This window comes from Pseudomonas asplenii, from assembly GCF_900105475.1.
GTDB classification, from domain to species: Bacteria; Pseudomonadota; Gammaproteobacteria; order Pseudomonadales; family Pseudomonadaceae; genus Aquipseudomonas; species Aquipseudomonas asplenii.
In genome coordinates this window covers 3,330,157-3,342,886 of record NZ_LT629777.1, presented here as the reverse complement: position 1 = coordinate 3,342,886, position 12,730 = coordinate 3,330,157, and the positions used below count along the sequence as shown (strand labels likewise).

Genomic DNA, 12,730 nt, shown 5'->3' with positions numbered 1-12,730 from the left:
CGCCTATCAGGTCGTTGTCTAAGGTTCTGAACATGTGTCGCCTCAAACTGCTGGAGCAAGTCAGTTGCCCAGCAGAACCGTGGGAAATCAGAAAAGAGAAAATATCGCTTCGATAGAAGCAGACTCACGATGGCCTGGGCCGAGCAAGACGTAGACCGTGTTGCGTGTTTCGAATAGGTAGCCTTCCTTGAAAGCGGTGCCCATGCTTGAGCGCACCCAATGGCCTGGCTCGAAACGCCTCTGCTCGTCATCCACGACCTTGTGGGCAAACATAAACATTGGCTGGCAGCCTGCAGCGGTAACGTTCGCTCGCTCGGCGTCGGTGACGATGGCGTCTAGGATGATCCACTCTTCTACGGCGCAGAGGGGCATCCATTTGTAGCGCTTTCTGGCCAACGCGACGGCTTCGTCGAGGGAAAGCTCGGAGCCCATTAAACTGATACCAGGATCACCCAGCAGACCGTCCTCGATGATCCCATCCACGGCCCACCCCCTCTCTGTCAATATCCAATAATTAGTAGCTGAGGCACACTACCGCCACGACCACCAATATATCTGTTTGTGTGGCGGCAGGCAAATGCGACATACCGTCTCCTTTTATTGGGATAGTGAAATGTCGCTGCGCAAATCTTATGCAGCAGTAGTTCAACTGCTTCGCACTCAGAAAGGTCTATCTCAGGCAGGTCTTTCGGGCTCCGTCACGCAAACGCACGTGAGCGAGCTAGAGCAAGGAAAAAGCTCAGCGACCGTCGATATGACTGCCCGCCTCGCCTTAGCGCTGAACGTCGAGCCGATCACGTTGCTGGCACTCACTGTTGCATCCCATGAGAAGCGCACGGTGCGTGAAGCTCTTCTGGCTGCGCTGTCTGAGGCGGAATCCTTGGGGCTAGCGGACACTCTTCTTCCAACCGAACCACAAGTTATGGCTCCGTCTAGAGTGGTGGAAGCCAAGAGAAAATGGTTGACCGTGCAGGAGCTGAAGGCGAAAGGGCTCAGTCAGAGTGAGGCAGCGAAAAATCTAGGGATGCCTGAATCGACGCTACGTCGGTTGTGGCATCAAACGCTTAAAGATTAAAGCTGGCGGGGGAATGCCTCACTGCGCAGTCAGCTTACTGAGAAGCTTGCATTGTGGATCAGAAGTCTCGCCAAGCTGGTGCCAAAATCACGCTTTCAGGCGGCAGGAGCGAGGCAGATCTTAAAGGGCCAGCAGGGTCTGGATTTGCCCAGAGAAGCAGCTTTCCGGAAGCCGCAGCTTTCCCCTATCAATAGTGAGATGTTGCCGACCCTGTCCATTTTTCTGGAAAAAGATGGACAGATGCGATTGTCTGTAAGTGTCTGTTTTTCAACATTTTCGATTGTCCATTTTAGGGCCATCTCACGGGTGTCGATGTTCGACAAGACCATCGTCTCGATCCCGACCTGGCGACTGATGTCCGAATCGTTCCGCAACTGGCGCGGCATGCAGCAGTCCGGTGGACGGCGGATCAAGCGCAGCCTGTTCATTGACGCCAGCGGCATCCGCTTCCTGCATGACGATGAAGAACAGCGCCTGACCCAGGTACGTCTGCTCACCGACTACATCGGCCGCAAGCAGGCCGAGCTGAAAACCTGGAACGAGGCACAGGGCAATGTCGCGGCGATGTCGGCCAACCGCCGCCGCATGACCAACCTCGGCACCTTCCGTGCCTATGCCCTGGCGTACATCAAGAACCACCCGGAGATCCAGCAGAACATGACCTGCATGGTCCGCCAGATGCAGACCACCGCCCAGGGCGTACCGCTGGAGATCTACTGCTTCACCCGTACAACCGTGTGGGCCGACTACGAACGGATTCAGGGGGATATCTTCGACTACCTGCTGGCGGTGCTGCCGGAGTTCGGCTTGAATCTTTATCAGCAGCCAAGTGGGGGGGATTTGCGCGCAGGGATGTTGCCGGCGTTGCTGGGGGCCAGCCATATTCCAGAGCAGCAGAGCCGGGCGTTATAGACGCAGGATTGCTGAAGATGGCGTCCCACCGGGACGCCAAGGCTTCCCCTCAGCATGCAGGCATAGACGATTGGCGCACGGCGCCCCCTGAGTTCAGGCGTGTTTCCTCGCTTGCAGTTCATGGTGGCTGTGCGCAGGGCACCTTCGGGTGCGCCGGTTTCTCCAATCTTCCGGTCTACCAACCTGTGTACAGCCGCCACCCAATATCGTTTGGTAGCGATGGCGTGACGGATGGTCGACTCGTTGCTGGAAGAGGAACCGCTGCCGGCAGGCTTTCTCAGTAATCGTCAGGTGTAGGGGGATAACTCCCATTCATCGCTGAGTACCGCGGATTTTGCTAAACTGTGAGCACTTGTGAATGAGATCTTTCGAGATAGCAACCTTGAATATTCCAGACAAAGACATATCCGGTTTCATTCGTGCCCTCGCCGCGCGCAATGGCGTGCATTACAGCGAATCTCGGCTCGACAAGGTAGCCCAAGTTGTCACCCGCTTGGCTGGCGACGATGTGAAGCCGGATGATGTCGAGGGTCTACTGATCAATCTCAGTCGAAAAGGCTGTATAGGCAGCACGGATATGATGCTGCTGCACTCGCGGTATCTGGATGAAATCCATCCAGATACCAAGCACACCGCGACTCGATGAACAAGCGGTCCCCATCGGTTTTCGACCCGTTCGGGACTTTTCATAGCAAAGGCTATTTGGAAAACGCCACCGGCGAAAAAGACCTCGAAAAAGTCAAACGCATGGAACACCTGGCCTTTTCGGCCCGGCTGGAACAGGCGCTCACGATGCTCGCAGCTACAAAAGAAATTACCTATGCAACGGTACTGAAAACGCACAAGGCGCTTTTCCAGGATTTCTATCATTGGGCCGGGCGCGACCGACTTTCTACAACGCCCGATAAGGAAATATCCAAGGGCGATGTAAACTCACCATTTCGAACTGAATTCGAGCGACCTGAGCAGATAAGACTCGCATTCGATTACGGGCTGCAATTGGCCAGTGATCAAAACAGAATGAGAGCGAAAGCCGGGACTATCATGGGCCTATTCGCCTTTTCCCACCCGTTCCTTGATGGTAACGGTCGCACGATTCTGTTGATTCATATGGAGCTTTGCTTTCGTGCCGGATTTTCAATTACCTGGGCTGCAACTGCGGATTCCATAACCATCCGGACACCCATTCCACCGACATCCGGACACTGATTCCACTCTGATCCGGACACTCATTCCACGAGCATCCGGACACCGATTCCACGGCCATCCGGACACTTTCAGGCAGGCAGCAACGCAGGATTATTCCCTACCATCGATCTCTTTTATCGAAGCGAAGAGGTCGTCGTGGAGCGTTTATCCATGCGTAAAATCCGAGAGGTACTACGCCTAAAGTTCGACGCCGGCCTGTCCGTGCGCAAGATCGCCGCCAGCTTATCCATTGGCCATTCGAGTGCAGGGGATTACCTCTGCCGGTTTGCCGCCAGTGGGCTTCAGTGGCCCCTCGATATTTCTGACGCGGAGTTGAATCGACGGCTGTTTCCCCCCGCAGTGCCGGTGCCCACCGACCAGCGCCCGATGCCCGACTGGGCGTGGGTACACGCCGAGTTGCGCCGTCCCGGCGTAACCCTGGCGCTGCTCTGGCAGGAATATCGACTCGCTCAACCACAGGGCTTCCAGTACAGCTGGTTCTGCGAGCACTACCGCCTCTGGGCCGCCAAGGTCGATGTGGCGGCGCTTAGGCTCTGTAAAAAATGATGCTGCACACCGCAAGGTGCGAGCTAGCGAGACCATGGCTCAAAGGTGACTTCACTGAACTCTTGCGATGGGATACCCTTCCGAGATGACCAAGGTTGTGCCTCAGAAGCCACCGAGTTTTTCCAATCGACCTCAAGGCTCAAGTGCCCGAACAGTCGAGCTAGCGACACCAAAAACAGAGAGGCGCACTTGGACTACCTAGCAGCACTGACCGCTTTCGTAGAGTCTGCCAATGGGAATAGCTTCTCCAAAGCAGCAGAGCGTTTGGGGATAAAAGCTTCTACGGTGTCGCGTTACATCAAAGATTTAGAGCAAGATCTTGGCATTGCACTTTTCAATCGATCAACACGAAAACTTGTATTGACGGAGGGTGGGCAAACGTTCTTGTACCATGCCCAAAAAGTTCTCTTTGAATTGTCAGAAGCCAGGGCGGCAACGTCCGCTCTCAACCAAAATCCCCGAGGGAGATTGAAGGTTAGTCTTCCGCCTGCTTTTGCGCGTCATCATATACTCCCTGTAGTGGGCGAGTTTATGGAGCGTTACCCAGACATCACGCTAGATCTATGCATTGAGGATTCACAAGTCGATTTGATCGCCACTGGAATCGATCTTGCGATTCGCATTGGCAGGTTAGCCAACTCCAATCTCAAGGCGAGAAAGCTGGCAGAGGTAAAGACTTTCCTATGTGTGAGTCCAGAATTTGCCACTCGTTATCCTCAACCGGATTCCCCTGATCAACTGCCCGTCGACATGATGATCATTGGACGCCAGTGCCCGGAGGCGTTGATATGGGCCAACGACAACGAGCAGGTTTCGTTGCCCATTGGTGCTGTACTTTGGATAAATGACCTCGACGCTCAGCTAATCGCGGTGAGCAGCGGGTTGGGAATGGCATTGCTCCCAGATTGGCTTGCCAGCGCCAGTTTGCGCGATGGTCGACTGGTGCGTTGGCTGCCTGATTGGGAGGTCAAGGCCTCACATGAATCTGGCGCCATCTGGTTTGTATATCCGCCGAAGCGAATCGTTTCTTCGAAGGTGCGATGCTTCATTGATTTCATTGCTGAGCGCGTGGTTGACCCGCCCACGTGGCAGCGATAATTCCCGGTATGAGCCAGTCATACCGGGAGTCCATTTAGCTGAACCTAATATCGAGTGATCGCAGATATGTCTGTAGACCTGCATCCTGAATCGGGATCAGAAATGCTTCGCGATCCGACTCGTTGAAGTGAGCATGCCAGTAGCCAGGCGGTGTAACGAACGCAAGCCCTGGTGTCCAATCTACGCGTTTTGGATTGCGAATATGGCCATTTTCGTCCAGTTCAGTACCCACGAGCGAATAGCATCCAGTTGGGCAATCAATGATGAAGTCCAGGGCGATGGATTGGTGCCGGTGGGGTTTTTGGATTGAGCCGGCTGGGAGGATGCCGTACATAGCCCACAGCACATGGGTCACTGTGCGTGTCTGAGGGAAGTGACTGTTACCCAGCAGAACGCTGATGCGGCTGCGATCCTGTGCACGTGGATCATCAGCGGCTTCACGAAGCTTTGCAGATGCGACAGCCGCAGGGTAGAGAGTCGGGGTGAAGCGGTCTTCACTTCTGCTTACGCCTAAGTAGCGAAGAAGAGGCTCATCATGTACCCAGTAGAATCGTGCGTCCGCCGATGCCTTGAGAATTGTGCTGTTCATCCCTGGCAGGGCGATAAAACAACCTTTCGTCCATTCAAATGCTGTTTCACCGTACGCAAGGCTGCCGCTACCATCGATTACATACAAGACCTGTGAGGTCGCGTTGGGCGCCAATGTGACGTCATCGCCAGCGTTCAGTCGAATAAAACTAGCGCAAAGACCTGGGCCGGTTGCGGGGCCTTCACACTCTAGTTTTTCGCTCAAATCGAGAGCAACTGTTCGAGATGTGCCCGAATCATAGAGCGAAGCAGGGAAAGTCTGGTACGGGATGCGGGTGATCAAGTTTGCGCTGATCGGATTTGCCGCTTTGCTGTACTCGAAGTATTCGGCATCGATCTCATGTGGAGATACTTCCAGATTTGAATGCGGTTGAATTGCACTGTTCATAATGTGGTCTCGTTTTGGGGTCTCATCATCAGCACGCTGCAGGAGCCAGCACGCCACGGTGGATTCAATATACGAGTCTGGTACGGCGCCATGAAGAACCGAACCGGCACATCACTTGTGTGTAAAGGGGTGTTTACCTCAGTAATGAAGTAGACGATGCGCTAGAAATGGCTGAGCAAACAGAGGTATGACAAGACATGCACGCCGAAAGTTCTTCGACTTGCACGCGACCAACAAGAGCCAGATCGCCGGAAAAGCGCTGCACTACATCGCGGCCTTGTATGAAGTTGAACGAGAGGCACGCGAGCTGGAACCCCGTGATCGGCAGCGAATACGGCGAGAAAAAGCAGCGCCAATCATTGAGGCACTTCATGCCTGGATGATTGCCCAGAAACAGCTTGTGCCTGAAGGATCGGCCATCGCCAAAGCCCTGGATTACAGCCTCAGACGCTGGATACCGCTGACGCGTTATCTCGATGACGGGGCCGTCCCCATTGACAATAATTGGTGCGAGAACCAAATCCGGCCGTGGGCACTTGGGCGCTCGAACTGGTTGTTTGCGGGCTCGTTACGCAGCGGAAAACGTGCGGCTGCGATCATGAGTTTGATCCAGTCGGCGCGGCTCAACGGGCATGATCCGTATGCTTACCTGAAAGACGTTTTGATGCGTTTGCCGACGCAGCGGGCGAGTGAAATTACCGAGTTGCTGCCTCATAAGTGGGCATCAATTTAGCCAGGGTGGCTGGATTAGCTTGAGGCATCACAATGATGCTCTACTGACCGGCATTATTTACTCGCTTCAGGATCCTGTGATGCCATCACCTGCCCATACTCCGATTATCGTAGCAACGCGGAATACTTATGTGGAACGCATCCACTGGGGATCACTCGCCGTGGTGGATGCCACAGGCGCATCAGTTGTGCATGTCGGAGCCCCTGACACCTACGTATTTTCGCGCTCGACATTGAAGCCTTTTCAGGCGGTACCACTGGTAAGGGATGGGGGGCACCATCACTTTGGATTCTCTGCGGCAGAGCTAGCCATTACCTGTGGCAGTCACTCGGGCGAAGATTTTCACGTGATAGCAATCACCCGGCTGCTTGAAAAAATTTCCAAGTCAGAAGCTGACCTGCGTTGCGGATGCCATCTACCGATCCAATACGGTGAACACAACCTTCCACCGCTTGGGAGCACGTTCGATCAGAGACATAACAACTGCTCAGGTAAACATGCGGGATTTCTAGGTTACTGTTCTTTACATGGACATAACCAAAATTACCTTGATCCGGATCACCCTCTCCAAGTAGATATCCGTCAAGGCATTGCGAGGCTGGCAAACCTCCCGTCAAACCAGCTTTGGTCTGGAATAGACGGTTGCAGTGCTCCAAACTACGGCATGTCTTTGTCGCGCCTTGCGTTGCTCTGGGCGCGTCTTGCCACTGGCGAGTCGGGCATCGATAGTGATCACGATAATGCATTGTCTTCGATTGCTTCCGCGATGGCTTCCCACCCCGAGATGGTGTCAGGTACGGGTCGTTGTGATCAGGCCATAGCGCTAGCATCTAACGGCGATTGCATTGCTAAGGTCGGCGCAGATGGTGTCTACACGGTTGGGATTCGTAGTCGCGGCCTGGGTATAGCTATTAAAATTGCAGACGGAAGCCTAGGGCCGCTTTACACGACTGCTGTCAGCGTACTACTACAGCTGGGCTTGATTCGCGAACATGAGCTTCTAAAGCCATGGATTGATCCAGCTGTGAGGAGCATTGCGGGTGAGTGCGTAGGTCAATTTGTAGTGGTCAACTAATCCCGGACACGACGTTAAGTTTTTCCTCGGCCCGCGCTGGGGCCAACCCATCGTTGAATTGATGAGGCCTAATCCAGTTGTAGCGATGCATCAAAAAATGGCTGATATCGCGCTGTGCTTCCTGCGCAGTTCGATAGCCCACGGTCGGTATCCATTCTGTTTTCAAGCTGCGAAATACGCGCTCCATCGGTGCGTTATCCCAGCAGTTTCCTCGTCGGCTCATGCTCTGGCGCATGCGGTATCGCCACAACCGCTGGCGAAAGAGTCGGCTTGCATATTGCGATCCCTGGTCCGAGTGGAATAGCAGATCCGAAGGCCTGCCACGCTGCTCGTAAGCCATATCCAGCGCTTTGATCACCAGCTCAGCGTCTGGCTTTTCCGACAGCGCCCAGCCCACGATCCGACGCGTACAAAGATCCAGGACGACAGCCAGGTAATGCCACTTTCCTTGCGCCCAAATGTAGGTGATATCGCCGCACCAGACTTGATTGGGCGCTGGCACGTCGAACTCGCGGTTCAATGTGTTCGGGATATCCAGTCTTTCTACTGTTGCTCGTTTGTAGGCATGGGAGCCAGGTTGTTTGCTGACTAAATCAAGCTCGCGCATCAAGCTACGCACTTTGAATCGACCGAGTTGCTCACCGTCTTCACGCATCAGCGACAAGATGCTGCGACTGCCCGCAGAGCTGCGACTTTGCGAGAACAGCTCACTGACGCGACTTCGCAATCGAAGCCGTTCAACATCGGGCGTGCGGCGCCGCAGGCGCTGGGCGTAGTAACACGAGCGCGTGACGTCAAACACCTTGCACAGCCAATCAACCGGCTCATGTGCACTCAACTGGTCAATCAGCGCGAACGCTCGTGATCTTCCGACATCAAGAGCGCGGTAGCCTTCCTAAGAAACACCCTCCACTGGTTGCAGTGTAAAACCAAACTCAGCTGCGCGTCGGTGTAGGCCTTTGACGACTCGCTCGCGATATTTTTGCTCATAGTGATCGGCTCCTGGGTCTTGATAATTCATGCCGAAACGCATGGCGTTATAGAACAGGATCGCGATCTTTCGGGCTGTAGCTGTGACGGCCTTGGCTTTGCCGATTCGAGCCGCAAGACGCCGATAAAACGCACCCAATGCCGTGTTCGTTCTGCCGACGGTCACAGCGGCTAAGCGCAGATGGGCGGTCACTCGATTTTTGGTCTTGCGGGTATGGGCCGAAAGTACTTTGCCGCCACTGATGCGACAGCCTGGCGCAAGAGTGAGCCAGGAAGTGAAATGGTGGCAAGTCCGCCATCGACTCAGATCCGTGCCGCACTCGGCGACCAGCCGAAGAGCCAGGTAGGGGCCGATGCCGTGGATCTGGGTCAGATCAACACCGACCAGTTGATAGAGCAAGGTACGTACATCGAAATTGAGCGCGTTGGGTTGCCGAGTGTTATGCCGTGGTTTTGGTAGCGGCTCAGCGGGCAGTGTCTTTTCCTGCGAGAGCTTAATCAGCGTTTGTGCAATCTGCTGGTCGCAAACCAGTAGCTGCGCTTGATAAGCGTCATACATGGACAGCGCCTGCGTCAAAGCGAAAATGTGCTCGGGCTGGTAGTTGCCGACCAGCGATGCCTCAATCACATCAACGCCCGCCTTGCAGCGCTTGTCACTCAGCGCCGCTAACGAGGAGGGGCTGCGCTCGCCTGCGACGATGGCGCGGATTATCCGCATCCCCGACAAGCCGGTGATATCGGCCACGACGTGATGCAATTGCAGGTTCATGTGCGTGAGAGCTTTTTGCATGTGCTGAATATGCGCCGCGGCATAATCGAGATGACGCTCCCGCAGCCGCAAATAGCTGCGCAAAGCCGAAATCTCACGATCTGGGTGAAAGCTGGCTCGAAGCAGCCCACATGCATGAAGTCGTTGAATCCACTGTGCATCATTCACATCGGTTTTGCGTCCTGGCACCGCACGGGCATCACGCGCATTGGCGAGTACGACCTGAAGGCCGTGCGCTTCCAGTATTTCGTAAACCGGAATCCAGTAAACGCCTGTTGATTCCATGGCGACCGTCGTTATCCCAAGACTTACCAGCCAGTTGGCCATGCGCTCGAGATCGGCAGTGAAGGCCTGGAAAGTTTGAACGGATTCTTTGGCCAGGTCTGCAGGAACGGCCACCACATGAAAGCGTGAGCCAATATCAATGCCGGCTGCGTAATCATGAATAACCGGTAACCCACGCTACTTCAGATCATGCTTTTTCATGAGCACCTCCAGTCAAGTTGAACTGGACGGGGACTCGGATCAAATCACCTTCCTAAACGGGGTCACGGAACGTGCCACCACTAACGGGTCCGCAGCTTCCCCTGGGTCAAGTTTTTTGACGGGGTCTAAGCCTCCAAAAAGCCAGCGACCACTGTCCAGTAGGATCAGTGTAGAACGCAGTGTTTCTAATCCAATGGGCCGCGGAGCGCCGGGGAGGCGGTTTTTTAATATTGATTTCTCGCGCTCGAGGCGAGCAATCCGGGCTTCCAGCTCCTGAATTTTTTGCTGTTCCGGAGTCAGAGCCTTGCTCTGCGGGGTGATGCCTTTATGTTCTTTCTGAATCTGGTCAACCCAGCGGCGCAATGCCGACTCACCAATGCCGAGTGAACGGCTGGCTTCGATGTAGCTGTAGTTTTGTTTGAGCACGAGGTCGGCAGCCTCGCGTTTGAATTCGGGAGTAAAGGAGCGGCGTTGTTTGGTCATCTGACACCTCGATCTGGCGAGCATTCTCGCCTAAATGGGTGTCCGGTTTCATTAGACCACTACAGCCCTTCCCTCTTCAGCCCTGTAGCTTGTCGCCCGCGTTTGAATTGAAACCCACATTCAACTGCAAGCGGTTGCTTGGAAGCCCTCTTGCATCAGGCCTACATGGTTACACGTCTGCCTTGACGAAAACCACTAACAGTAAAACATGTGCAAGACATCATAATCAGCAGGGGTGTATGGAGGCCTGGAATTAATTGTTCCCATGAGCGAATATGCATCTTTTAAGCTCACTCTTGATAGAACACAAACTAATTCCTTTACTTTAGAAGGAATCGCCCCTGATACGAAATTGGAAACTTGCAAATATGTCAATCCACTCATATGTGGATGATAGCAATTATGCCGAACAAGAAAGAAGGCAAACCTCAAAAAAGGCCCAGCATGAAATCCAGGGTTGTTAGCCTTGAACCGTTTAAGATCATTTATAAAATGCAACCGCGCAGCTTTATACCTTTCCAACTGCCGCGAGCTACTCGGCCTAGGGGACTTACGAACGAGTACAAGTTGATCAAAAGCACTTTTCAGATTTGCATCAATTGGACAAACAGTCATTTTTTCTCCTTATCGCACCGCTTCCATATCAATAAATATTTCCAAGGCAACCACCTGCTGGCGGTGCTGCCAGAGTTCGGCCTAAATCTTTATCAGCAGCCAAGTGGCGGCGACTTGCGCTCAGGCATGTTGCCGGCGTTGCTGGGCGCCAGCTATATTCCGGAGCAGCAGAGGCGGGCGCTGTAACGTCGCTTTGATCAGGCACAGCGCTTGAGGATGGTCTTGATCGGGCGCCGCACTCGGCGCTTCGATACCTGCCTGGCACTGATCCATCGGCACGCCTCGATCTCGTTGCACGGACGAGGCTTCGAAGCCGCCTTCCGGGCCTCGAACAGGTAGTGAATGACCTTTTCCTCACGGAACTCGGAAATGTACCGCAGTTCATCGAAGGCAAGGCCAGTCTCTTCGGCCATCTCCCGGTGCGCGGCCTGCAGGGGCGTTTCATCGTGCTCGACGGTGCCACCGGGCAGGTTCCACTTGGCATTGCGCTTGCGCACGAAAAGCACTTCCCCGTCCTTGCGATAGATTACCGTCGCGCGGAGCTTGATCCCTTTCCTTTTGGCTGTAGCAGCGTCCATTGCCTTCATGCGTCCTCTCCAGATCAGTAGCCGGACCGGGTTCTATTGAAAGAGCCTTGTCCAAGCATAACGGCTCAAGATGTCGGTTGGATGACGGCCACCTTCTGATTTGTACCCCATCCGTTCAGGGACTCAATGACGGGTACCACTGCGCAAAGTCGTGTTCCCGTGACAGAGAACCGTCCAAGGCTACTGCTTGAAGATCATAGTTCAAAAACGCAAGGATCCCTTTGAAGTTCGGTCCAATCCTGACGCCTCCCTTGAGCCGCTTGATTTCTGAAGGGACTGGAGTGAAGATGGACGTTTTGCGAGCGGGCAACACCCTAATTGAAGAGCGTTATGAAACTGGTTAATAGCAGTCGTCGTGAACTGGTCGAATATACCACTGGGCAGTTGGCTGTCTTTTTTCCGGATGGAAGAAGTGCGCCAATAAAAGGCATTATCGAGCAACATATCGACGAGGCCCTGGCGCGGTTACAACGCTGTATCAACGCTGTGCAAACCTGGGAGCAAGACCACTTCAACTATCTGCACTCCTCCCAGTACTGCACCTACCTGTATTTCCTGGCCAATACCCTGTGGCGCAACACTCAGGAAATCGAAGTACCGACCAAGCTGTTTCTGCTCAACAAGCTCTTGAATGGCATCGACATGTTCTATGAGATCGCCATGCCGGACATTTTTTTCATTGGACACTCAACAGGTATTGTACTGGCCAAGGCCAATTACAGTAACTATCTTGTGCTCTATCAAAACTCAACGGTCGGGAAGAATCACGGCGTGGCCCCTTCTCTCGGCGAAGGGGTCATCCTGTACCCGAACTCGGCAATCATTGGCCGATGCAATATCGCCGCTGATTCCATTATCGCTCAAGGCGTGAGCGTGGTGAATCAGGACACACCAGGACGCTGCATGGTATTCTCTGGAAATCATTCAATTATCTGCAAACCCCTCAAGCGCAATATCATCGAAGACTTCTTTCGGATTTAATATTCTCGAACCTTTCAATTTTTCTGCACAGCCCATTTGAACTGGAAGTCTTGAGCAGACACTGATATGCCCTACCGGCAGGTTTCAGGAACTTGAAAGCACCCCATCATCTTGTAAGAGCCTGGCTTGCCAGCGATAAAGCCCGTGAGGCCGTCAAAAGCTTCGCGGCGATCCGACAAGCCCGGCTCCTGCAAG

The 12,730-nt window shown here is 53.9% G+C and carries 10 protein-coding genes and 6 pseudogenes; 10 read left to right on the top strand and 6 right to left on the bottom strand.

The features are described 5' to 3' along the window. Nucleotides 1–87 precede the first annotated feature (87 nt). Nucleotides 88–483: a DUF6957 family protein gene (locus tag BLU37_RS15360; RefSeq protein WP_090206216.1), complete on the bottom strand. Its 396-nt coding sequence runs from the start codon at nt 481–483 to the stop codon at nt 88–90. Between the two features lie 130 nt (nt 484–613). On the opposite strand from BLU37_RS15360, the gene BLU37_RS15355 reads away from it, so the two are divergent. The 6 genes and pseudogenes from BLU37_RS15355 to BLU37_RS15330 all read left to right on the top strand — a co-directional run bounded on the left by BLU37_RS15355 (nt 614) and on the right by BLU37_RS15330 (nt 4,840). Then, nucleotides 614–1,075: a helix-turn-helix domain-containing protein gene (locus BLU37_RS15355; protein WP_090206214.1), complete on the top strand. Its 462-nt coding sequence runs from the start codon at nt 614–616 to the stop codon at nt 1,073–1,075. A gap of 303 nt (nt 1,076–1,378) precedes the next feature. Continuing rightward, nucleotides 1,379–1,987: pseudogene (locus tag BLU37_RS15350) on the top strand (mechanosensitive ion channel family protein); the annotation flags it as partial. A 382-nt stretch (nt 1,988–2,369) separates the two neighbouring features. Next, on the top strand, nt 2,370–2,633 hold the full coding sequence (locus BLU37_RS15345; protein ID WP_157696381.1) for a hypothetical protein: 264 nt from the start codon (nt 2,370–2,372) through the stop codon (nt 2,631–2,633). Then, nucleotides 2,630–3,196 carry a Fic family protein gene (locus tag BLU37_RS15340; RefSeq protein WP_090206204.1) on the top strand — a complete coding sequence of 189 codons (567 nt, stop codon included), beginning with the start codon at nt 2,630–2,632 and terminating at the stop codon, nt 3,194–3,196. Before BLU37_RS15345 ends, BLU37_RS15340 begins: the two co-directional genes overlap by 4 nt. A gap of 150 nt (nt 3,197–3,346) precedes the next feature. Then, nucleotides 3,347–3,715 (top strand): annotated as a pseudogene (locus BLU37_RS15335) (IS21 family transposase); the annotation flags it as partial. Between the two features lie 216 nt (nt 3,716–3,931). Further along, complete coding sequence (locus BLU37_RS15330; RefSeq protein ID WP_084918785.1) at nt 3,932–4,840, top strand: LysR family transcriptional regulator; 909 nt, start codon at nt 3,932–3,934, stop codon at nt 4,838–4,840. Nucleotides 4,841–4,874: 34 nt separating this feature from the next. Here BLU37_RS15330 and BLU37_RS15325 read toward each other — a convergent pair whose 3' ends face one another. Continuing rightward, nucleotides 4,875–5,816, bottom strand: a complete 942-nt coding sequence (locus BLU37_RS15325) for a cupin domain-containing protein (RefSeq protein WP_090206201.1) — start codon at nt 5,814–5,816, stop codon at nt 4,875–4,877. Nucleotides 5,817–6,000: 184 nt separating this feature from the next. On the opposite strand from BLU37_RS15325, the pseudogene tnpC reads away from it, so the two are divergent. Together tnpC and BLU37_RS15315 are read left to right on the top strand one after the other, a co-directional pair. After that, a pseudogene (gene tnpC, locus BLU37_RS15320) lies at nt 6,001–6,549 on the top strand (IS66 family transposase); the annotation flags it as partial. Nucleotides 6,550–6,679: 130 nt separating this feature from the next. Further along, nucleotides 6,680–7,624: an asparaginase gene (locus BLU37_RS15315; RefSeq protein ID WP_232000314.1), complete on the top strand. Its 945-nt coding sequence runs from the start codon at nt 6,680–6,682 to the stop codon at nt 7,622–7,624. Here BLU37_RS15315 and BLU37_RS15310 read toward each other — a convergent pair. The 3 genes and pseudogenes from BLU37_RS15310 to BLU37_RS15300 form a co-directional block, all read right to left on the bottom strand. Then, nucleotides 7,617–8,519 (bottom strand): annotated as a pseudogene (locus BLU37_RS15310) (IS3 family transposase); the annotation flags it as partial. The gene BLU37_RS15315 and the pseudogene BLU37_RS15310 sit on opposite strands and share 8 nt — an antisense overlap. After that, nucleotides 8,520–9,830 carry an IS110 family RNA-guided transposase gene (locus tag BLU37_RS15305; protein ID WP_172833110.1) on the bottom strand — a complete coding sequence of 437 codons (1,311 nt, stop codon included), beginning with the start codon at nt 9,828–9,830 and terminating at the stop codon, nt 8,520–8,522. It lies immediately after the preceding pseudogene. Nucleotides 9,831–10,091: 261 nt separating this feature from the next. Continuing rightward, nucleotides 10,092–10,352, bottom strand: a pseudogene (locus BLU37_RS15300) (transposase); the annotation flags it as partial. 663 nt (nt 10,353–11,015) lie between these two features. On the opposite strand from BLU37_RS15300, the pseudogene BLU37_RS15295 reads away from it, so the two are divergent. Beyond that, a pseudogene (locus tag BLU37_RS15295) lies at nt 11,016–11,153 on the top strand (mechanosensitive ion channel family protein); the annotation flags it as partial. Nucleotides 11,154–11,164: 11 nt separating this feature from the next. Here BLU37_RS15295 and BLU37_RS15290 read toward each other — a convergent pair. Next, on the bottom strand, nt 11,165–11,554 hold the full coding sequence (locus tag BLU37_RS15290; protein WP_090206194.1) for an NUDIX domain-containing protein: 390 nt from the start codon (nt 11,552–11,554) through the stop codon (nt 11,165–11,167). Nucleotides 11,555–11,884: 330 nt separating this feature from the next. Between BLU37_RS15290 and BLU37_RS15285 the strand changes: the two genes are divergently transcribed. Next, complete coding sequence (locus tag BLU37_RS15285; protein WP_090206191.1) at nt 11,885–12,535, top strand: LbetaH domain-containing protein; 651 nt, start codon at nt 11,885–11,887, stop codon at nt 12,533–12,535. The last annotated feature ends 195 nt before the right edge of the window (nt 12,536–12,730 follow it).

Coding starts and splice junctions, on each gene's coding strand:
- BLU37_RS15355 (WP_090206214.1), top strand. CDS start 614: ATGTCGCTGCGCAAATCTTATGCAGCAGTAGTTCAACTGCTTCGCACT.
- BLU37_RS15340 (WP_090206204.1), top strand. CDS start 2,630: ATGAACAAGCGGTCCCCATCGGTTTTCGACCCGTTCGGGACTTTTCAT.
- BLU37_RS15325 (WP_090206201.1), bottom strand. CDS start 5,816: ATGAACAGTGCAATTCAACCGCATTCAAATCTGGAAGTATCTCCACAT.
- BLU37_RS15290 (WP_090206194.1), bottom strand. CDS start 11,554: ATGAAGGCAATGGACGCTGCTACAGCCAAAAGGAAAGGGATCAAGCTC.
- BLU37_RS15285 (WP_090206191.1), top strand. CDS start 11,885: ATGAAACTGGTTAATAGCAGTCGTCGTGAACTGGTCGAATATACCACT.